This is a genomic window from Pseudomonas sp. IT-347P (genome assembly GCF_949768005.1).
In the GTDB taxonomy this organism is placed as follows: domain Bacteria; phylum Pseudomonadota; class Gammaproteobacteria; order Pseudomonadales; family Pseudomonadaceae; genus Aquipseudomonas.
In genome coordinates this window covers 299,670-320,501 of sequence record NZ_CATKPQ010000011.1, presented here as the reverse complement: position 1 = coordinate 320,501, position 20,832 = coordinate 299,670, and the positions used below count along the sequence as shown (strand labels likewise).

General features: G+C 60.9%; 20 protein-coding genes. 10 read left to right on the top strand and 10 right to left on the bottom strand.

Going from position 1 to position 20,832, the window contains the following annotated elements; all coding sequences use genetic code 11:
- Positions 1-14: 14 nt before the first annotated feature.
- From ACM6IV_RS05440 to ACM6IV_RS05425, 4 genes are read left to right on the top strand one after another with little or no spacing between them, the layout of a single operon-like run.
- Positions 15-1,178, top strand: coding sequence for an isovaleryl-CoA dehydrogenase (locus tag ACM6IV_RS05440; protein ID WP_414869051.1), 1,164 nt, complete (start codon positions 15-17; stop codon positions 1,176-1,178).
- Positions 1,179-1,190: 12 nt separating this feature from the next.
- Positions 1,191-2,798, top strand: a complete 1,608-nt coding sequence (locus ACM6IV_RS05435; RefSeq protein ID WP_414869050.1) for a carboxyl transferase domain-containing protein — start codon at positions 1,191-1,193, stop codon at positions 2,796-2,798.
- Between the two features lie 13 nt (positions 2,799-2,811).
- Positions 2,812-3,627: a gamma-carboxygeranoyl-CoA hydratase gene (locus tag ACM6IV_RS05430; RefSeq protein ID WP_414869049.1), complete on the top strand. Its 816-nt coding sequence runs from the start codon at positions 2,812-2,814 to the stop codon at positions 3,625-3,627.
- Entirely contained in the window at positions 3,627-5,576 is a 1,950-nt protein-coding gene (locus ACM6IV_RS05425) for an acetyl/propionyl/methylcrotonyl-CoA carboxylase subunit alpha (RefSeq protein WP_414869048.1), read from the top strand. The genes ACM6IV_RS05430 and ACM6IV_RS05425 overlap by 1 nt, the downstream gene beginning before the upstream one ends.
- 40 nt (positions 5,577-5,616) lie before the next feature.
- Here ACM6IV_RS05425 and ACM6IV_RS05420 read toward each other — a convergent pair whose 3' ends face one another.
- Complete coding sequence (locus ACM6IV_RS05420) at positions 5,617-6,276, bottom strand: LexA family protein (RefSeq protein WP_414869047.1); 660 nt, start codon at positions 6,274-6,276, stop codon at positions 5,617-5,619.
- A gap of 130 nt (positions 6,277-6,406) precedes the next feature.
- Between ACM6IV_RS05420 and ACM6IV_RS05415 the strand changes: the two genes are divergently transcribed.
- The 3 genes from ACM6IV_RS05415 (at position 6,407) to ACM6IV_RS05405 (ending at position 9,716) form a co-directional block, all read left to right on the top strand.
- Positions 6,407-6,745, top strand: a complete 339-nt coding sequence (locus ACM6IV_RS05415) for a DUF6124 family protein (RefSeq protein WP_414869046.1) — start codon at positions 6,407-6,409, stop codon at positions 6,743-6,745.
- 478 nt (positions 6,746-7,223) lie between these two features.
- Entirely contained in the window at positions 7,224-8,375 is a 1,152-nt protein-coding gene (locus tag ACM6IV_RS05410) for a M14-type cytosolic carboxypeptidase (protein WP_414869045.1), read from the top strand.
- A gap of 147 nt (positions 8,376-8,522) precedes the next feature.
- Complete coding sequence (locus ACM6IV_RS05405) at positions 8,523-9,716, top strand: MFS transporter (protein WP_414869044.1); 1,194 nt, start codon at positions 8,523-8,525, stop codon at positions 9,714-9,716.
- On the opposite strand, the gene ACM6IV_RS05400 is transcribed toward ACM6IV_RS05405, so the two are convergent.
- Together ACM6IV_RS05400 and ACM6IV_RS05395 are read right to left on the bottom strand one after the other, a co-directional pair.
- Entirely contained in the window at positions 9,713-10,258 is a 546-nt protein-coding gene (locus tag ACM6IV_RS05400; protein WP_414869043.1) for a cytochrome b, read from the bottom strand. The two genes, ACM6IV_RS05405 and ACM6IV_RS05400, sit on opposite strands and share 4 nt — an antisense overlap.
- Entirely contained in the window at positions 10,255-11,361 is a 1,107-nt protein-coding gene (locus ACM6IV_RS05395) for a catalase family peroxidase (protein WP_414869042.1), read from the bottom strand. Before ACM6IV_RS05395 ends, ACM6IV_RS05400 begins: the two co-directional genes overlap by 4 nt.
- A 157-nt stretch (positions 11,362-11,518) precedes the next feature.
- On the opposite strand from ACM6IV_RS05395, the gene ACM6IV_RS05390 reads away from it, so the two are divergent.
- A complete protein-coding gene (locus tag ACM6IV_RS05390) occupies positions 11,519-12,025 on the top strand; it encodes a sigma-70 family RNA polymerase sigma factor (RefSeq protein ID WP_414869041.1) in 507 nt (168 codons plus the stop codon).
- Positions 12,022-12,777 (top strand): anti-sigma factor family protein, encoded by a 756-nt coding sequence (locus tag ACM6IV_RS05385; protein ID WP_414869040.1) that lies wholly within the window; start codon positions 12,022-12,024, stop codon positions 12,775-12,777. The genes ACM6IV_RS05390 and ACM6IV_RS05385 overlap by 4 nt, the downstream gene beginning before the upstream one ends.
- Before the next feature lie 123 nt (positions 12,778-12,900).
- Here ACM6IV_RS05385 and ACM6IV_RS05380 read toward each other — a convergent pair whose 3' ends face one another.
- The 7 genes from ACM6IV_RS05380 to ACM6IV_RS05350 all read right to left on the bottom strand — a co-directional run bounded on the left by ACM6IV_RS05380 (position 12,901) and on the right by ACM6IV_RS05350 (position 19,325).
- Positions 12,901-13,872: a spore coat U domain-containing protein gene (locus tag ACM6IV_RS05380; RefSeq protein ID WP_414869039.1), complete on the bottom strand. Its 972-nt coding sequence runs from the start codon at positions 13,870-13,872 to the stop codon at positions 12,901-12,903.
- On the bottom strand, positions 13,869-16,226 hold the full coding sequence (locus ACM6IV_RS05375) for a fimbria/pilus outer membrane usher protein (protein ID WP_414869038.1): 2,358 nt from the start codon (positions 16,224-16,226) through the stop codon (positions 13,869-13,871). Before ACM6IV_RS05375 ends, ACM6IV_RS05380 begins: the two co-directional genes overlap by 4 nt.
- A gap of 80 nt (positions 16,227-16,306) precedes the next feature.
- Positions 16,307-17,095, bottom strand: a complete 789-nt coding sequence (locus tag ACM6IV_RS05370) for a molecular chaperone (RefSeq protein WP_414869037.1) — start codon at positions 17,093-17,095, stop codon at positions 16,307-16,309.
- A gap of 33 nt (positions 17,096-17,128) precedes the next feature.
- A complete protein-coding gene (locus ACM6IV_RS05365) occupies positions 17,129-17,629 on the bottom strand; it encodes a spore coat U domain-containing protein (RefSeq protein ID WP_414869036.1) in 501 nt (166 codons plus the stop codon).
- A gap of 4 nt (positions 17,630-17,633) precedes the next feature.
- Positions 17,634-18,170, bottom strand: a complete 537-nt coding sequence (locus ACM6IV_RS05360) for a spore coat U domain-containing protein (RefSeq protein ID WP_414869035.1) — start codon at positions 18,168-18,170, stop codon at positions 17,634-17,636.
- Between the two features lie 20 nt (positions 18,171-18,190).
- Entirely contained in the window at positions 18,191-18,724 is a 534-nt protein-coding gene (locus ACM6IV_RS05355; RefSeq protein WP_414869034.1) for a spore coat U domain-containing protein, read from the bottom strand.
- A gap of 97 nt (positions 18,725-18,821) precedes the next feature.
- Positions 18,822-19,325: a spore coat U domain-containing protein gene (locus ACM6IV_RS05350; protein ID WP_414869603.1), complete on the bottom strand. Its 504-nt coding sequence runs from the start codon at positions 19,323-19,325 to the stop codon at positions 18,822-18,824.
- Positions 19,326-19,629: 304 nt separating this feature from the next.
- Between ACM6IV_RS05350 and zapE the strand changes: the two genes are divergently transcribed.
- Complete coding sequence (gene zapE / locus ACM6IV_RS05345; protein WP_414869033.1) at positions 19,630-20,760, top strand: cell division protein ZapE; 1,131 nt, start codon at positions 19,630-19,632, stop codon at positions 20,758-20,760.
- Positions 20,761-20,832: the final 72 nt, after the last annotated feature.

Sequence of the window (20,832 nt, the reverse complement as noted above, 5' to 3'; positions counted from 1 at the left end):
CCAAAAGGTGCCCCATGAGCTATCCCTCCCTGAACTTCGCCCTCGGTGAAACCATCGACATGCTGCGCGATCAGGTTCAGTCCTTTGTCGCCAAGGAGATCGCTCCGCGTGCGGCGCAGATCGACAGCGACAACCTGTTCCCCGCCGACATGTGGCGCAAATTCGGTGACATGGGTCTGCTCGGCATTACCGTGCCGGAGGAATACGGCGGCGCCGGCCTGGGTTATCTGGCGCACGTAGTGGCGATGGAAGAAATCAGTCGCGGGTCGGCCTCGGTAGCGTTGTCTTACGGCGCGCACTCGAACCTTTGCGTCAACCAGCTCAACCGCAACGGCAACCACGAACAGAAGAACAAATACCTGCCGAAGCTGATCAGCGGCGAACACGTCGGCGCTCTCGCCATGAGCGAGCCGAACGCCGGTTCCGATGTGGTTTCGATGAAACTGCGCGCCGACAAACGCGGCGATCGATTCGTCCTCAACGGCAGCAAAACCTGGATCACCAACGGCCCCGACGCCAATACCTACGTGATCTACGCCAAGACTGATCTGGAAAAAGGCCCGCACGGCATCACCGCGTTTATCGTCGAGCGCGACTGGAAAGGCTTCAGCCGCAGCAACAAGTTCGACAAGCTCGGCATGCGCGGCTCCAACACCTGCGAGCTGTTCTTCGATGACGTTGAAGTGCCGGAAGAAAACATCCTCGGCGTGCTCAACGGCGGCGTGAAAGTGCTGATGAGCGGTCTCGATTACGAGCGCGTCGTGCTGTCCGGCGGCCCGACCGGGATCATGCAGTCGTGCATGGACCTGATCGTGCCGTACATCCACGACCGCAAACAGTTCGGCCAGAGCATCGGCGAGTTCCAGTTGATCCAGGGCAAAGTCGCCGACATGTACACCCAACTCAACGCCAGCCGCGCCTATCTCTATGCAGTAGCGCAGGCTTGCGAGCGCGGCGAAACCACCCGTAAAGACGCCGCCGGGGTAATCCTCTACACCGCCGAGCGCGCCACGCAAATGGCTCTCGACGCGATCCAGATTCTCGGCGGTAACGGTTACATCAACGAATTCCCGGCGGGCCGTCTGCTGCGTGACGCCAAGCTGTACGAAATCGGCGCCGGCACCAGTGAGATCCGTCGCATGCTGATCGGTCGCGAACTGTTCAACGAAACCCGCTAAACGGAGCTGGCCATGGCTACCTTGCACACTCAGCTCAATCCTCGTTCGGCGGAGTTCGCTGCCAACAGCGCGGCGATGCTTAAACAGGTCGACGCCCTGCACACCCTGCTCGCCCAAGTGGCGCAGGGTGGCGGCGCGAAAGCCCAGGAACGCCACACCTCGCGCGGTAAATTGCTCCCGCGCGAGCGCATCAACCGCTTGCTTGATCCGGGCTCGCCATTTCTGGAAATCAGCCAACTGGCAGCCCACGCCGTGTATAGCGAAGACGTCCCGGCCGCCGGTGTGATTGCCGGGATCGGTCGGGTCGAAGGCGTCGAATGCATGATCGTCGCCAACGATGCGACGGTGAAAGGTGGCTCTTACTATCCGTTGACCGTAAAAAAACACCTGCGCGCGCAGACCATCGCCCAGCAAAATCGTCTGCCGTGCATTTATCTGGTGGACTCCGGCGGTGCCAACTTGCCGCGTCAGGACGAAGTATTCCCGGATCGCGAACACTTCGGGCGGATCTTCTTCAACCAGGCCAACATGAGCGCGATGGGTATTCCACAGATCGCCGTGGTCATGGGCTCCTGCACTGCCGGCGGCGCGTACGTGCCGGCGATGGCCGACGAAGCAATCATGGTGCGCAATCAGGCCACCATATTTCTTGCCGGGCCGCCGCTGGTAAAAGCCGCGACCGGTGAAGTAGTCAGTGCCGAGGATCTGGGCGGCGCCGATGTGCACTGCAAGATTTCCGGGGTCGCCGACCATTACGCCGAGAGCGACGAACACGCCCTCGCCCTCGCCCGCCGCAGCGTCGCCAACCTGAACTGGCGCAAGCTCGGTGAAGTGCAGCAACGTGCGCCGATTGCTCCGCTGTACGCCAGCGATGAGTTGTACGGCGTGGTCTCGGCCGACGCCAAGCAGCCGTTCGACGTGCGCGAAGTGATTGCGCGGTTGGTCGACGGTTCAGTGTTCGATGAATTCAAGGCGCTTTTCGGCACTACTCTGGTCTGTGGCTTTGCGCATCTGCACGGCTACCCGATCGCGATTCTGGCCAACAACGGCATCCTCTTCGCCGAAGCCGCGCAGAAAGGCGCGCACTTCATTGAACTGGCCTGCCAGCGCGGCATTCCGCTGCTGTTTTTGCAGAACATCACCGGTTTCATGGTCGGCCAGAAATACGAAGCCGGCGGCATCGCCAAGCATGGCGCGAAACTGGTAACGGCGGTGGCATGCGCGAAAGTGCCGAAATTCACCGTGATCATTGGCGGCAGCTTCGGCGCCGGTAACTACGGCATGTGTGGGCGTGCTTACGACCCGCGTTTCCTGTGGATGTGGCCGAATGCGCGCATTGGTGTAATGGGCGCCGAACAGGCGGCAGGCGTGTTGGTGCAAGTCAAGCGCGAACAGGCAGAGCGCAGCGGTCAGACATTCAGTGCCGAGCAGGAGGCCGAGATCAAGCAACCGATCCTCGATCAATACGAAGAGCAGGGTCACCCCTATTATTCCAGCGCACGGCTGTGGGACGACGGCGTCATCGACCCGGCGCAGACCCGCGATGTGCTGGCCCTGGCCTTGTCCGCGTCGCTGAACGCGCCAATCGAACCGAGCCGCTTCGGCGTGTTCCGGATGTGATCGGGAGAATCTCATGAGTGATTTCAACACCCTCGAACTGCACAGCGACCCGCGCGGTTTCGCGACGCTGTGGCTCAACCGCGCGGAAAAGAACAACGCCTTCAACGCTGAGATGATCCGCGAGTTGATCCTGGCGCTGGACAAAGTCGCCAGCGACGCCAGCCTGCGATTCTTGCTGGTGCGTGGCCGTGGCAAGCATTTCAGTGCCGGAGCTGATCTGGCGTGGATGCAGCAATCAGCCGAACTCGATTACCACACCAACCTCGATGACGCCCGTGAACTGGCCGAACTGATGTACAACCTCGCCAAGCTGAAAATCCCCACGGTTGCCGTGGTGCAAGGCGCAGCGTTCGGCGGCGCGCTGGGGTTGATCAGTTGCTGCGACATGGCGATTGGCGCCGACGATGCGCAATTCTGCCTGTCGGAAGTGCGCATTGGTCTGGCACCGGCGGTGATCAGTCCGTTCGTTGTACAGGCTATCGGCGAGCGAGCGGCGCGGCGTTATTCGCTGACCGCCGAACGTTTTGGCGGCCAACGCGCGCGGGAAATCGGTTTGTTGTCCGAAAGCTATCCCGCCGCTGAACTTGATCAGCAAGTCGAACAGTGGATCAACAACCTGTTGCTCAACAGCCCCGCCGCCATGCGCGCCAGCAAGGATTTGCTGCGTGAAGTCGGCAATGGCGCGTTGACCCCGGCGCTGCGCCGCTATACCGAAAATGCCATCGCCCGCATCCGCGTCAGCCCTGAAGGCCAGGAAGGCTTGCGCGCCTTTCTGCAAAAGCGTCCGCCGAGCTGGCAAGCCGCATCCACCACCCAGGAGCCGCGTTGATGAGCGTACCTGTTCTCACCACCCTGCTGGTGGCCAACCGTGGCGAAATCGCTTGCCGCGTGATGCGCACCGCCAAAGCCTTGGGCCTGACCACGGTCGCCGTGCACAGCGCTACCGACCGCGAGGCGCGGCACAGCCGTGAAGCGGACATTCGCGTCGATCTCGGTGGCAGCAAAGCGGCCGACAGTTATCTGCAAATCGACAAACTGATCGCGGCGGCCAAGGCCAGTGGCGCGCAGGCGATTCATCCCGGTTACGGGTTTCTTTCGGAAAACGCCGGATTCGCTCGCGCCATCGAAGCGGCCGGGCTGATTTTCCTCGGTCCGCCCGCCTCGGCTATCGATGCGATGGGCAGTAAATCTGCCGCTAAAGCGCTGATGGAAACTGCTGGTGTGCCACTGGTGCCGGGTTATCACGGCGAAGCGCAGGACCTCGATACCTTCCGGGACGCCTGTGAACGCATCGGTTATCCAGTGCTGCTCAAAGCCACGGCCGGTGGCGGTGGCAAAGGCATGAAAGTGGTCGAGGACGTGAGCCAGTTGGCCGAAGCCCTCGCCTCGGCTCAGCGTGAAGCGCAGTCATCGTTCGGCGATTCGCGGATGCTGGTGGAGAAATACCTGCTCAAGCCGCGCCACGTGGAAATTCAGGTGTTCGCCGATCAGCATGGCAATTGCCTGTACCTCAATGAACGGGATTGCTCGATTCAACGGCGCCATCAGAAAGTCGTCGAAGAAGCGCCGGCACCTGGCCTGTCCGCGCAACTGCGGCGGGCGATGGGTGAAGCGGCCGTGCGTTCGGCGCAGGCGATCGGTTACGTCGGCGCCGGTACGGTGGAGTTTTTGCTGGATGCGCGTGGTGAATTCTTCTTTATGGAGATGAACACGCGGTTGCAGGTCGAGCACCCGGTGACGGAAGCAATTACCGGTCTTGATCTGGTGGCGTGGCAGATCCGTGTTGCTCGGGGTGAAGCGTTGCCGATCACTCAGGAGCAAGTGCCGTTGAACGGCCATGCGATTGAAGTGCGCTTGTACGCCGAGGATCCCGCGAATGACTTCCTGCCGGCGACCGGACGTCTGGCGTTGTATCGCGAATCGGCCGAAGGGCCAGGGCGCCGGGTCGATAGCGGGGTTGCAGAAGGTGATGAAATTTCGCCGTTCTACGACCCGATGCTCGGCAAGTTGATTGCCTGGGGCGAGGATCGCGAACAGGCCCGGTTGCGCTTGTTGAGCATGCTCGACGAGTTCGCGATTGGCGGTTTGAAAACCAACATCAATTTCTTGCGGCGGATTATCGCGCACCCGGCATTTGCGGCCGCGGAACTGGATACCGGGTTTATTCCACGTTATCAGGAGCAACTGCTGCCTGCTGCGGGGATGTTGAGCGATGCGTTCTGGGACGCCGCGGCTCAAGCGGTGGTTCAGAGTCTGCCGCCATTGGTGCGTGAGGATGATCCTGCTTCGCCGTGGTCACTCAATAGCGGCTTGCGTGCGGGGTTGCCGCAAGAAATCACCCTGCACTTGCTTTGCGAGGGACAGGATCGAGCTTTGACGCTGAATGCCGCTGACCACGCCAAACTGTCCGGTGAAGCACTCATCGTCGAGAGCGAGGGCGTCCGTCGTACGTTGCGTGCGATTCGCCAGGGCGATGCGCTGTACCTGCAATGGGACGGCGAGTTGCGGCGCATCGAGACGTACGACCCGATCAGCGCCGTCGAGGCCAGACACAGTCATCAGGGCGGTCTGACCGCGCCGATGAACGGCAGCATTGTTCGCGTGCTGGTCGAGGCCGGACAATCAGTTGAGGCAGGTGCGCAACTGGTGGTGCTGGAAGCAATGAAGATGGAACACAGCATCCGTGCGCCACATGCGGGGGTGATCAAAGCGCTGTATTGCCAGGAAGGCGAAATGGTTGGCGAAGGCAGCGCCTTGGTTGAACTGGAAGACGTGTGAACGGGAGGATCGATCCTGCGCTTGGCGAGGATCGATCTGACTAGTAGCGCGCCGTGGCCTGCACCACAACGCCGATGATTCGACACTCATCGGTCAGCAGGGCTTTCGGCCAGGTCGGATTGAGCGGCACCAGGTAACGCTGGCCGCCCTCTTCGTCGAGTTTGCGAAAAATGGCCTCAGTGCTGTCAGGCCATTGCGCGATCACCAGTTTGCCAGGCACCGCTTCGGCCGCCGGGTCAACCAGAATCAGCATGCCTTCGGCAATGCTCTGGCCACTGGGTGCGGTCATCGAATCCCCCGTCACCGTCAACCAGAACGCCGGGCCGCGCGCGTGGTAGTCCGTCAATTCGAAGCGCTGTTTGCCTGGTGCCTTGTCGTAGGGCGCCGAATCGCTTTCGCGCACTTCGCATGTCGTCTGCCAATCACTGACCGGGTAGCGGAAGTACGGGTTGTACTTCTGCGCCAACGGCATCTCGTCGTCCGGCGTTGGTTGCGGTTCACGGATCACCAGCACCACCTCGAGGAAATCCATGCCCAGCGCTTGCAGCACGCGGTTCATTTCAGTGATACCCGGTTCGCGACGCTTGTTCAGCCAATGACCGATCCCGCCCTGGGACATGCCGACGCGCTCTCCGAGCTCTGTTTGAGTGATTTTGAGTTCACTCATCTTGGCCTTGACCAACTCAATCCATTTATCCATGTGCAGCACCTTACGTGGACGCCTTCGGCCGACAAAACACATATTGTAGTATTTAAATTCTCGTCACAACTACAGAGGGTACTATCCTGAAAGCACGGATTTTCAATCGATCAAGGAGTGCCCCGTCATCATGAATATCAGCAGCAAAGACTTGCCCGATCTGCAAATGGACACCACCTTCACCTCGCCCCAGGGTAATGCGGCGGCACAGCGGGCGCTGGACTATTACTTGAAACCAGCTGTGTCAGAAACTGAGGTCGACGAGCGCTTTTTCGATGTCAGGCGCCATCTCAGTGGCGAAGAAGCGCTGGTGCACGCCTCGGACCTGTTGCGCTGTGCGGCGGCAACGGCGTTCAAGGCAGCCGAAAATCTGCAAGGCGCGAGTCGCGATCTGGCATTTTCAGTAGTGCACATGGTGGATATGGCGCGGGCGATGGTCGACCATTCGCTCGATGGCGATGAAGCTTGAGGAACGCAGTAACGACGGACAGGAAAGAATTTTCCCGTCGCGCAGATAAAAACATTTGACTTGCAAATGATAATGATTATTATTGCAAGCAGCTGGTCGCGAGATCAGTCGATGGACCAGAGACCTTAGGTCGGTCTTCTGGACTATCTCCTCATCAGGCTAATCACGGTTTTTGACCCGGCTTTTTGCCGGGTCTTTTTTTGCCCGTTTTTCGGACTTATGGCTTCAGGCTAATGAAGTCTTCAGGTGCCGCAAATTCAATGGCGCGGATAATATCAAAAGAATATCTCTTGGCAAGCGAAGCCCGGCCACATTGGGGCAAACTAATGACAATTAGCACTTGAGAATCAATCGCACAATCTCTAAGCTGCCTGCGCGTCATGGAGGACGCCCCCGCCACAACCCCGCATTTCCCCTCGGTTTCAGCCCTGCCTGCGTGTAAAGTAACCGCCATAAAAATCATATTCAGGAATCGATTATGACCGTGGCCAAATCCTCGTTCGACATCAGCGCCAACTTCGACAGCGGCAACATCCAAGTCATCGACATCAGCAATCCACTCAATCCGGTCCTGGCCATTCGCCCGGATACCCGCAGTGCTCATTTTCAGTGGTTCCACTTCAAGGCCAGCGGCCTGCATGTCGGCCAGGAACATTGGTTCCGCCTGAACAACGCCAGCCAATCTACTTACAGCAAGGGTTGGCCCGGTTATCAGGCCGTAGCGTCCTACGACCACGTCAACTGGTTCCGCGTACCGACTATCTACGAAGGCGACTGCCTGCGCTTTTGCCTCGAAGCCACCCAGACCCACGCCTGGTTCGCCTATTTCGAACCCTACAGCCGTGGCCGTCACGACTGGCTGATCGAGCAGGCGCTGACGAAGGCCGGTACCGAATTGCTGGCAACCGGTAAAAGCGTCGAAGGTCGCGACATTCAGTTGTTGCGCAAAGGCACCGGCGCCGAAGGCCAACGCAAAATCTGGATCATCGCTCAGCAACATCCGGGCGAACACATGGCTGAATGGTTCATGGAAGGCGTGATCGAGCGCCTGGAAAGGCACGATGATCCTGTGCTGAACAAGCTGCTTGCCAGCGCCGACCTGTACTTGGTGCCGAATATGAATCCGGACGGCGCGTTTCACGGCCACCTGCGCACTAATGCCATGGGCCAGGATTTGAACCGCGCCTGGCAGAACGCCAGCCAGGAAATCAGTCCCGAGGTGCTTTTCGTCCAGCAGCAAATGGAAAAATACGGCGTCGATCTGTTTCTGGACGCCCATGGCGATGAAACCATTCCTCACGTATTCACCGCCGGCTGCGAAGGCAATCCGGGCTACACGCCGCGTATCGAGAAGCTCGAAGAGCATTTCCGCAATCACCTGAAACACACCACCAAAGATTTCCAGACCCAGTACGGCTACACCCGCGACGAACCGGGCCAGGCCAATATGACCCTGGCGTGCAACAGCGTCGGGCAGAAATATGACTGCCTGTCGCTGACCCTGGAAATGCCGTTCAAGGATCACGACGATCATCCCGACAAAGTCACCGGCTGGTCGGGCAAACGCTCCAAACAGTTGGGTAAAGACGTGCTGACGACCATCGCTGACATGGTTGATACCCTGCGCTGATCCCCGCCTCCGTCCTGTAAAAGATCGCAGCTTGTCTGCGATCTTTTGTTTCTGCCATTCACAATCTCGCGCAAACAGGTTGCAAAATAAAACCTTAATCAATACCGTGATCAAGGTTTTATTTTAAAACCTAAAAGGATCCGGGATATGAAACCTCTCAAAAGCAGTGCCGTATTGCTGTTCTCTGTGGCCTGCGGTCTGGCCGTGGGCAATGTGTATTACGCCCAGCCATTGCTGGACGCGATGGCCGAGGCATTTGCAATATCGCCGGCGACCATCGGCATCGTCATCACCCTGACGCAAATCGGCTACGGCATCGGTCTGGTGTTATTGGTTCCCCTTGGCGACCTGCTTAACCGACGCAAATTGATCGTCAGCCAAACACTGCTGTCGGCTGTAGCGTTATTGATGATTGCGCTCGCGCCCAACAGTGCGTGGCTGCTGCTCGGCATGACCTTGACGGGCCTGCTCGCCGTGGTCACGCAGGTGTTGGTGGCTTACGCCGCAACGCTGGCGATCCCGGCCCAACGCGGGCGCGTGGTCGGAGTTGTTACCAGCGGCATCGTCGTCGGCATCTTGCTGGCACGCACGGTCGCCGGCGGCATGGCCGATCTGGCCGGATGGCGAGCCATTTATTTTTTGTCAGCCGGGCTGACCCTGTTGATGGCGTTGCTGCTGTTTCGCGTACTGCCCAGGCATGAAGCCCCACAACCGCAGACTCGCTACCTTGCGCTGATCGCGTCGGTATTCAGCCTGTTCAAAGAAGAACCGGTATTGCGTCAGCGCGCGATTCTCGCATTGCTGACTTTCGCCAGCGCGATGGTGTTGTGGACGCCGATGGTGCTGCCACTGGCCGCGCCGCCACTGTCCCTGTCGCACAGTGAAATCGGCCTGTTCGGACTCGCCGGCGCCGCCGGTGCACTGGCGGCCGCGCGGGCCGGGCATCTGGCTGATCGCGGACTCGGTCAATGGGTCAGCGGTCTTTCGCTGTTGCTGATGCTTGCTTCGTGGCTGCCGATCGCCCTGACTCAATCCTCGCTATGGGCATTGCTGCTCGGCGTAATCACCCTCGACCTGGGTCTGCAAGCCGTGCATGTCACCAGCCAGAGCATGATCTACAGCGTACGCCCGGAAGCGCAAAGCCGTCTCACCGCCGGTTACATGCTGTTTTACTCGATCGGCAGCGCGCTCGGTTCCATCGGTTCGACCGCGATGTACGCCTGGGCCGGCTGGATCGGCGTGTGCCTGCTCGGCGCCGGCATCAACGCTGTCGCGCTGGCGTACTGGTGGCTGACCCTGAAACGCGGCGCGCCGATACGGTGCGCCACGCAAGCCGGTTAACCGCGATCGCGACCGCGCAACATGCTGTCGAGCACCTGGTCGCGGCGGATCCAGCCATGGAACAGCGCCGCCGCCAGGTGCAGCAGCACTGTCAGGAACAGCAGATAGGCCAGATACCCGTGAGCTTTGCGCAATAACGCGAACAACTGCGCATCGGCCGGAACGATCGCCGGCAACTGCAGCGTTGTGCTGAGCATCACCGGTTCACCCGAAGCGCTGATCAGCGCCCAACCCAGCAACGGCAACACCAGCATCAACGCATACAGCAGCAGATGCGAAGCCTTGGCCGCCAGCACTTGCCAGTCCGGCAGATCGGCTGGCAGCGGCGGCTGGCGCGTGGTGAGCCGCACCAGCAAACGCACAACTACCAGCGCCAGAATCGCGATACCCAGCGGTTTATGCAGATGGATCAGCCATTCATGCCGCTCGGACACCGAGGTGACCATGCCGGCGCCGATAAACAGCATGGCGATGATCATGACCGCCATCAACCAGTGCAGCAGCCGCGCCAACAGGGCGAAATGCGTCGGTTGAGTGCTCATGGGCGAGCCTCCTGTTTGGCGGCGGGCAACTGGCTGACTTCGCTGGTGCGCCGCAGGTAGGAATTGGCATAACCGGCGGAGCGGGCTGCGAGCAACGGGTCGTCGGAACCTTGAATCCCGGCCGGCAGCACCAGCGGGTCATAATTGATGTCACGGCATTCGCCGCTCAGTTGTGGCTGGGTTTTCTCCAGCACCAATGTCCCGGCGTTCAACACTTTGCGGCCCTCGGGCCAGGTCTTGCTGGCGTCATTCACCGGATCATCCGGATTGGCCAGGGTGATATTCAATTGAAAACGCAGCGGCGCAGCTGCCAAGCGTTGCACCAGATCCTTCTCAAGGAAGTCGCCCCCTTCAGGCGCACTGGCACCCGCAGCATCGCGCGCCAACGGCGTCATGCTCCAGCGTACGGCCTGCTTTTTACCGCTGGCGTCGACCAGATAAAATGCGTTGACGCTGTTGTAGGTTTCGGTGGCATAACTGGCCGAAGGTTTGGCCGTCTTCACCCAGCTCAAAAACGGCACGGCTTCCGGGTGCGAAGCGAAGAACGCCGGGACTTTGGCTGGATCAGGTTTACCGGTGGCCGGATCCGGCAATTGCGCCTGCTGCAATTGATAAAACGCTTCAGGCGTACCGACCGGGAACACCGGCATGCTGTTCATCCCGGTGCGCCACTGCTGCCCGTTGGCCTGGGTGAAGCGCAGCGCCAGACTGCGAATCGGCACGCTGCTGTCCGGTGCATACGGATTGCCCGCCGGCAGCGCAAAACGCCCCACGACCGGAGTCTGCGGCTCGTTGAACACCTGTGCGGTGGAAAACACCCGTGCCTCGCCACTGCTCTCGAAATGCCCGATCACGCACACGCCTTTGGCATGGTTACGGCGAAACCCGGGGTGCACGCCGTTGTTCTTCTCCAGCACATCGACCAGCGCTTTTGGCGTCAGGCGTTGTGGGTCAAAGTTACCGTGGACGTAGGCAAACGCCCCGGCTACCGCAGCGACTACCACGGCAATGCCGCCCAGACGCAGGATCAGGCTCGCGGCACTCAATGGCGGGCGTTGCGGCCCGCCGGGCGGTGCAGCCTCGGGTGATGAACGATCAACCATGAAAAACTCCGGGGCCATCGGCCACAAGTAGGAAGAATCAGCAAGACGCGCCTCGTGCGGGTTTATTCCACGCGACGGTATTTATTTTTCCGAACGTGGAATAACCTCCAACGACGGGCGTCTCCCTAGTCCACAGCGTAGTGACTAGCAGAAATTCATGAGCGAATTCGACGAACAGTTGAGAGAAATCATTCCCAGATTGCGCCGCTTTGCCGTGTCACTGACACGCAACAGCAGCAGTGCCGACGATCTGGTGCAGGCCAGCCTGGAGCGTGCCCTGTCGAGTTGGGGCGATAAACGCGCCGACGGCGACCTGCGTGCCTGGCTGTTTGCGATCCTCTATCGGCAGTTTCTCGACGCCCATCGCCGCTCCCGACGCTATGCACGAATGCTCGAATTTTTTACCGGTCGCGACGATACCGAACCCTCGGTGGAGCGCACCGTCATTGCTCAGTCGACCCTGCAAGCCTTCGACCGCCTGCCCACCGAACAGCGCGCCCTGCTGCTGATGGTCTCGGTGGAAGGCCTTTCCTATAAAGAGGTCGCCGGGATTCTCGGTGCCCCGATCGGCACCGTGATGTCGCGCCTGTCCCGCGCTCGCCAGGCCTTGCGCCAACTCAGCGACGGCGAAATCAGCAGCCCTTCTTTGCGGATACTCAAATGATCAATCTGCCCCCCAACGAGCGTGACCTGCACGCCTATGTCGACCACCAGCTCAGCGATGCCGACCGGCGTGTGCTGGAGACCTGGCTGGCCAGTCACCCGGATGAAGCGGCGCAGGTTCGCGCCTGGCAACAGGATGCCCAGCAACTGCGCGCAGCACTGAGCGGTGCATTGCAGCAACCGGCCAATCCGGCGCTTGACCCGGCGATGATTCGCCAGCGCCGCCAACGCCAGGCACGGCGGCATCTGGCCAGTGCCGCGGTGCTGTTGATTGCGGTCAGCGTCGGCGGCTTCAGCGGCTGGCAGGCCCGGGAAATGACCCTCGTGCGCCCGGCCATGTTGCCGATGACCGACGCCTTGCAGGCGTATCGCTTGATTGCCCAGCAAGGCATGTTGCCGGCCGATTACCAGGTCGACAATGACGGCGACATGCAACGCTGGCTCGATCGCTATTTCACCCGCGCCAGTCGCTTGCCTGATCTGAAGGCGGCCGGGTTCGAACCGGTCAGCGGACGCCTGCTCAGCACCGACGAAGGTCCGGCAGCGATGGTGATGTACGAGGATGGCAGCGGCCACAAAGTGAGTTTCTACGTGCGCCCGCCGGGGCCGAAGAACACCTTTTTGCCGCGCGGCTCGCGCAGTGATGGCGATTTGCAGGCCGAGTACTGGTCGGGCGGCGGGTACAACTACGCGATGGTCAGCCCGGTCGATACACCGGCGGCGCAACAGCTCAAGCAATCGCTGCAATTCTGATAAAACCGTCTCTCCCCTGTGGGAGCGAGCTTGCTCGCGAAGGCGCCGGATCAGTAGCATCTTTGTTGAATGACACACCGCTTTCGCGAGCAAGCTCGCTCCCACGAGGGATCAGCATCAGGCTCAGAAACCCACATCCAGCACCACGTTGTCCAGATAAGTGCCCGCCGGCGGTGTGGTCTGGTCGGTGTAGATCTTCGCGTTGTAGTTGAAAATCTGGCTGCCTGTGCCCAGGCCGTTACCCGGATTGACCTCGGCATCGGTACTCGCCCGCCGCGCCGCGCCGACACTGCCCCAGCGCGTGGTGCCGGCACTTTTGAAAATGTCATAGGCCAGATAATTGCTCCCGGAAATCATCCGCCGCCGCCCGCCGACACTCACCGCGTTCTGCCCGTCGCTCAGCCCCACCGTATAGGCACTGCCCTTGGTGCAGGCCAGATTGATGGTTTGCCCGGTCACTGGCGTGAACGCGCTGACCACCGGTGCGCTGCCGAATGCGATGTTCGGCGCAGTGATCGTGCAGTCATTGGACACCGTCATGTTCACCGTCAACGAAGTCGTGCCGTTGGCGATATCGCGGCCGACGCAAATGGCGCCGATGCCGATCCCCGAGCAGTAGTTCCAGTTCCAGAAAATGCTCAGGGTCTCGGTGTACACCCCGGCGGCAACGTTGCTGCCAATGGTCGTAGCGAGATAGAGCGGCACCGTTTTCGGCGTTGTCCCGTTGAGCAGGCCCAAGGCATCGATGATGCCGTTGCGCGCAAAGTCATAGGCAGTGCCGCGAGTCAGCGGGTAGCTGGTGCTGTTGTTGGCGTAGATCGTGTAATTGATGACATCGCCGGTCGGCCCGACCAGACCGCCCTGAGTCGAAGAAACAGTGCCCCAGAAGTGATCGTTGCTGGTCAGCAGGGACAGCAGCGAACCGGTGCAACTCAAACCGGCATTGAGCGTGGAACTGGGCTGCGAAGTCGTGCGCACGGCGATCGAACTGAGCGTGCCGAACGCCGCTGGCGTGGTGCTGACCACCGAGCACGCGGCCTGTGCTGCTCCCGGCAATATCAGCGCCAGCAACAAAAGCAATCCTGCGTGGATCATTGACACACCAACGGGCCAATCAACGGCACCTGGTCCTGATTCAGGTCGACGCTGAACTGCGCCTGACAGGTCTTGCCGTCGGCCAGCGTCACGTGCAGCGAGTTCTGCGCCTGCAGGTTTTCCAGATACACCAGCCCGTCCCAACCGACCACTGTTCGCGCGCCGCTCTGCTCATGCAGCACGCCCGCGCCCAATGGCAATTCGCGTTGTTGCGCATCGACCAGCACGATGCTCGCAGCAATCACCCGGGTCAGAGGAAACTCCAGCAGATAACCGCTGCCACGGCGCACGGCAATACGCTGTTCGACGTTGGGACTGCGTACATTGGCCGGCAGATTCAATGGATCAATTTCATACTTGCCCCGGTAATAAGCGCTGCTCCAGGGCACCAGCAGATGACCGTTCTTGTCGGTCTGGCCAACCTGCTGGTTTTCGTAGCGCACCGGAATGTCGGCGAAACCCTCGGTGCTGACCACTACAAACGCGTCGTCGATACGGTTGGCGGCGAACACCTGTCGGTCCATCCACACCAGCGAACCACTGGCATCGGCCCAACGGGTTTCCGCGTCGGCGGTGCCGTAGACACCTGCCTGCAACTGCACCGATTGCAGGCGCCAGGTGACGTCGGCCTGACGATAATCGGCGCCGTCACCTTTGGCGTAGCCCAGGTTGAAACCCACGCCGCCCTCGGTCGGTACCGCGCGACTGTAGTTGACCCGTTGCTGGCTCTGCCCGGTTTTACTGCGATCGCTGCTGATCGCCAGACTACCGCGCAAGTCGAACGGGATCACCAGTTGCGCCTGCACCGCCCAGTTGCTGTCGCCAATCTCACGGTTGCCCGACAGGTAAAAACTGCTGCTGCGCCACAGCGGTTTGCTCCAACTGAGGTTGAGCAGCCGCGTGCGCGAATCGTCCGCCGCGCGCACATCGAAATAACCGGCGCCGAGACTGCCCCAGCGATCAAGGTTCAGGCTCAGAGTCGCCTGTTCACTGCGCCGGCTGAGGCTGATATAGGGGCTGTCGACCACGCTGAGGTCGGCGTATTGATCATGGCGTTGCAGGCGTTGGTACGAAAAGCTGAAGCGCTGATTGCTGTACTGATAACCCAGGCTTAGTTGCTGACCGCCCTCGCCGTCGAAGCGGCTTTGACTCATGGCGCTGTTGAGTACGCCGAAATTGCCCAGCCGCAGGTTGCCGCCGAGGCCGCCCAGTGTCAGCGAGTCGGCCGCTTCGGCATGGCTTTCCAGAGTGAAACTGTCACTGACGCCATACCGCAGACTGCCGGAGGTGACGCCCGGCCCGTAATTGAAATCCTTCAAGCCGTAGTCGCGGCGCAACGTACCGGCGGCCACGGAAAAGTCGCTCAAGCCTTTTTGCAGCAAAGTGCTGGTGACATAGAACGGCACCGTGGTCGACACTTGCCGGCCCAGTGCATCGGTGGTCACCACCACCGCCTCGCCAGCGCCGTTGATGAACGGAATATTGGTCAGCGTGTAAGGCCCCGGCTGCAAGTCTGCGCTGCTGGACTTGTAGCCATTGATGAACAGGTCCACCGAGGACGGTACCGCCGCTTCCCCGGCAAATTGCGGCAACGGATAAGTCACCAGATCCGGGCGCACGGCAAAGTCCCGCGAGAACTGCACGCCGCCCAGACGCACTGAACTGCTCCACGGCAACGCTCCGCTGATCACGTCGCCGGCCTCGTAGGTGAGCATCCGCTCATCATCGGAATAACGCCAAGTGGTGTCGTAACGCAGGTAACCGTTGTCCAGCGTGCTCAGCGAGTCACCGGACAAGGTGCGCCGGTATTGCCCGGTGTTGGACAACGTGCCCCAACTGTCGAACAGCCGCACTTCGTTCCACGCAGCCAGATAAGTGCCAGCATCGTCGGTGTCGTTGAGGTACAGGTCATAGTTGAACAGCGCGCCGAAACTGCTCAGCGCCGGGGTGCGCGGGTAAGCCTGACGATTGCCGATGAATTGTTCCGGCAGCCAGTCCGGCGGCACATCCAGCAGCAGACGCTGACCGACGCTGTCGTAATCACTGTGCAACCCCGCCAGGCTCTCGAGGTCGACCTCGACGCCAAGGCTGTCGGGCAACTTCATGCCGGTTTCGCGCAACGCGGTCGCCGGCACAAACAGGCGCCCGTCGCGCTGCTGCACCGCCACTACGCGACCGGTATTCATTTGGTTGACCACCAGTTCCAGAAACAACTGTGCATCACTCACGGCCTCCATGCCGCTCGGTGGCGGCGGCAGATCGCCGGCCCCGGATGATTGAACGAACATCAGGCAACACGCGCCGGTGATGAGCCACAACGGACGCTGAATACGGCGAACCCGTCCTGGGTTCATACGCGCTTTACGTCCGTCAATGGACTGAATCCTCCCTGATCCCGCTTTCGCCGACGTCAAATGCCTGCGCTACGACTCACTTACTGGGCAGGCGGAATGCTCTGCACCTGCGGCGCGCCGTTCACCCGCACCTGCAACGCCGACTCACTGGCCAACGGCCCCGGTGCCGGCCAGCGCATCACGGCGCCCGGCAGCACGTAACCCAGCAGGCCTTCGGCCAGTGGTCTGCTCTGCCCTGCCTGTTTGATTGCCACGTCCGTCAGTCGCGCATGCACCGCGCCCTGATTACGCACCTCGACATAGGGCTTGCCGTCCACTGCCACAGTGCGCCAGCTCAATTGCGGCAGGCCGACACCCTTGGGATCGCGCGCGCGACTGCTGTCCTCCTTGCTCCACAGCCCCGCGCCGTAGGCGAACAGCGGCACCGAATAACGCATCTGGAAACGGATCGCGGCGGCAGTTTTGCCACCGTCAGCGGTCGCGGGTTGCGCAGAAGGAATTTCGTCGATGATGATCCGGTAAGCCAGTTCCTGCCCCGGCGGCACCTCCTTGGTCCGGGTCAGACGTACCAGTTGTTTCTGCCCCGGCTCGATTTTCGCCACCGGCGGACTGCCGATCACGTCGCGCTGGTTCTGGTATTGCTCGGCGAAACCACTCTGGCTCCAGCCGAACACGCGGATCTGCAGATTGGCGGTTTCGCTGCCACGGTTCTCCAGCCACAGCGCACTGGCCTGTTGATCGGCCTCCAGCACCGGATCGATCGGCCAGATCAGCACCGAACTGGCGGCGTGCACGTGACTTGCCCCGAGCATGACCAACGCCCACATCGCGCAGCGCACGCGTGAGTGCCGTGACGTAACTGACCCCATAAACCTGCTCCTTGTCGGCCATTCAACTTCGCCTTACCACGACAGTTGCACCTGCAACACGTCGCTGTATGTCCCCCCAGGCTGATTGCCCGGCAATTGCACCTGACCGTAAATCGGCAGGCTGATGTTGTTCGCATCGCTGTAGGCCACCGCCACACTCTGGCCAATGCCCAGGCTCTGGCTGTACGCCGCATCTCTAAACAGCGCATACGCCACCCGTGCACTGCCGCTGTTGACCTGCATGTGCCGGCCACTGCTGTTGTACTGGCCGCCATCGACGCTCATGTTCAGCGTCACGCCCGGCGTGCATTGCAATTGCACCCCACCCGTCAGCGCGACCTGCACGGTGCCGGTGGCCAGTGCCGAACGCGAACCGAAATTCAGCCCGCCATAGTTCGACACCCCGCCCACCACCAGACACCCCGCAGTGACCGTGGCGCTGACCTGAAAGCTCTGACTGGTCGCCGCGCTCAGCGGCAGCGGCGCACTACCCGCACAGAGCAGCAGTAGCGCGGCACAGCCATGGCCACGCATGGCATCAGAACGTCAGTTCAACAGCGACAGTGTCGGTGTACGTCCCCGCCGGCAAACCGGCCTTGCCCACCGCCTGACCGTAGATGTTCACCGTTTGCGCGACACCGGTACTGGCGGCGAGGTTGATCGTCCCGTCAATCGCCAGCAGTTGCGAATGCCCGGCGTCGGTGTACAAATCGTACGGCACGTAATTGGCCACCCCGTCATACAGTGCGCGAGTGCCGCCCGGTGACATTCCGTCGTGGGCACCGGCACGAACCTTGACCGTCGGCGTGGTGCCGCTGGAGCAGAGAATCGACAAGGCCCCGCCACCACCGCCCAATACTTGCCCGGTGGCCGTGGTGAACAGGCTGTTGGCGGTGCCGAAATTCAACACACCGAAGTTCAGCCCGGTAGAACCGCCAGCGCCATTGACCTGACAACTGCTGATCAGAATCAGGCTGGAGGTGATCTGGCCGGTGACCGTGGTGGCGGCGTTGGCACTGGAAACCAGCGCCAGGCCGAGCAGCGACAAACCTATCCTTGATGCAAACGTACGCATGGTGTCCGTCCTCTACGGGGTTACCAGTCGAGCGTCACCGTCAGGGTGTCGGTATAGACCCCTGCCGGCACCGCGCGGGTATTCGCCACCACCGAGCCAAATACCGGAATGGGTATCTGCGCACCGCTGGTGACAGCGAAATTGTGTTGTTGGCCAATGCTGTAGCTCCGGGCGCCGGAGGGATCGACAAATAGCTGATAGGGAATGGTCTGGCGGCCGTTGCTCAGGCGCCGGGTATTGCCGTCACCGTGGGTGCCGCCGTCGATGGTGACGGTGAAACCGGTGACCGAAGGATTGCAGGCGACGTTGAGTTTGCCGCTGCTGTCGCCACCCAGACTGGCCTTGATCGGTGCATTCCACGTGGGACCCTGAAGGCCGAAATCGAGGGTGCCGAGGGTACTGACCGGGCTCTCGGGGGCGTCGGTGTTGGTGACTTCGCAGCCGGCAATCAGGATCAGCCGTGCATTGATCTGCCCGCTCATCGCCGCCTGCACGTCTTCGACGAGCAACGCCAGCGTAGCTGCCGCCACCATCCTCCAATATTTACCTGCCATTGCGCCCGTCCCTGCTCCTTTACGCTGACTGCATCCGCGCTCATCAATGAACGCCTTCCTTGGGTACCCGCATCCAGCGGCTACCTTGAAACTGCGGTCACCAGGTGACCGTCACCTTGACCAGATCCGAATAACGGCTGACCTGCGGCACCTCAGCCAAACGCTCGATCCGCGCATACAGCGGCAGCTCCACCGTGCCACTGTCCGGCACCCGCCCACTGACCGGTACATCCACCACCAGCGGTAGCCGTCGCGCCGCGTCCTGATACAAGCGATACGGAATTGGCTTGCTACCGGTCGAACCGGCCATGTAGCGGACTTCACCGACACCACCGTGCAAGCCGCCATCGACGCGCATCTGGTAAGGCGTGTCCGGGTTGCACTCGAGCCGTGGCAGGCGTTGATTGGTCAACGCGGCTGCCAGTGGCCCGGCCGGGTCATCGAGGCGCGCGGTGCTGCCAAAGTCGAGTACACCTAGCTGCTCGATACCGGCGTCACGTTGCTGGCCGATCAACTGGCAGCCGCGCTGCACGTCGACGCGCACTTCGACCTGAAGATCCGCCGCATGGACGGGTGCAACGAGAACACCCAGCAGAGCCATGACCACCTGTACATTCACTGCGCCGTTCCTTGTCAGTGATCGCTTGCGACGTCGTTTCTGTGATTGAGGTTAGCAACGGTCGACGATTCCGCCAGTCGATTGGATCCACAGATCGCCCGGAAGATGTTTCGAAAGATTGACAGCAGGTCGGACCAAGTCGCTAAAAATAGCTGTACGTGCCGTAAAAATTTGTTCAATAACCGCCCACTGTCGAGTGCCGCGGTGGCTGGCCAGGGCAGCGTCTGGTTACACTACATTGCCGTGCTCCCGGGAGCCGGTTTTGACGAACATGGAGACGCCGACAGTGCCTGCCCACCCGCCGAAACGATCGCGACTGATCCAGCGCTGGCCGGCGTTGCGCCGCTGGTTCGGCAAAGGTTTGCCCGCGAGCGCCGGACATGACACCAGTGCCCAGTCGATCCGCGATTACTTCCGGCGCAAGGCCAGCGGTCAGGGTTACACCCTCAGCCACAGCCAGCTACGCGTCATCGATTGCATGGCGCAGCAGGCCAGTCTGCTGTTTGGCGCAGGCAGCCGAACCGTGCCGAGCCTCTATCTGTTCGGCGCCGTCGGACGCGGCAAGAGCTGGCTGCTCGACGGTTTCTTTCAGGCCCTGCCGATCACCCAGAAGCGGCGTCTGCATTTCCATCAGTTCTTCGCGCAGTTGCATCAGGGCATGTTCAGCCATCGCGAGCAGGACGATGCCCTCGAAGTGACCCTCGACGAACTGCTGCAGGATTGTCGGGTGCTGTGTTTCGACGAGTTTCATGTGCACGACATCGGCGATGCCATGCTGATTACCCGGCTGTTCAAGGCATTGTTCAAACGGCGGATTCTGCTGCTGGTCACTTCCAACTATGCACCTGAGGGTTTGCTGCCCAATCCGCTCTATCACGCCCGCTTCAAACCGGTGATCGAATTGATCAATACGCATATGCAAGTGATGGAAGTTGGCGGCCCGCACGATTACCGCAGCCAGACGCGCCACGCTGCGCACCAGATATTCACTCAAGGGCATTACGTATGGCCGGCCACACCAGCACAACGAGCCGCCCTCGATCTGCCGCCGGCAGCGGCACCGGCCATGGCGCTAACGGTCGGCACCCGACAGATCCAGGCGCGCTGGTGTGAAGAGCGGCGCGTCGGTTTTACTTTTAACGATCTGTGTGAACAGCCCACGGCCGTCATGGATTATCTGGAACTGTGTCGGCGTTTCGACCGCTGGATCATTGATGATCTGCCGCAACTGGCCGAGTGCTCGATCGCCGCGCAACAACGCTTCATCAACCTGATCGACGTGCTGTACGACCAGGACAAGCACCTGACCCTGCTTGGCAAGCTGCCTTTGTCCGAGAGCCTGGACGGCCATGCCATTGACCTGGCGCGCACGCGCAGTCGACTGGGACAGTTGCAGGAAGTACACAACAGCGACTGACCACACCGCTCCCACAAAAGGCATCTGAAGTTTCGCCACCTGTTCAATTTCAAATCCGGGTATTGCCGTTAT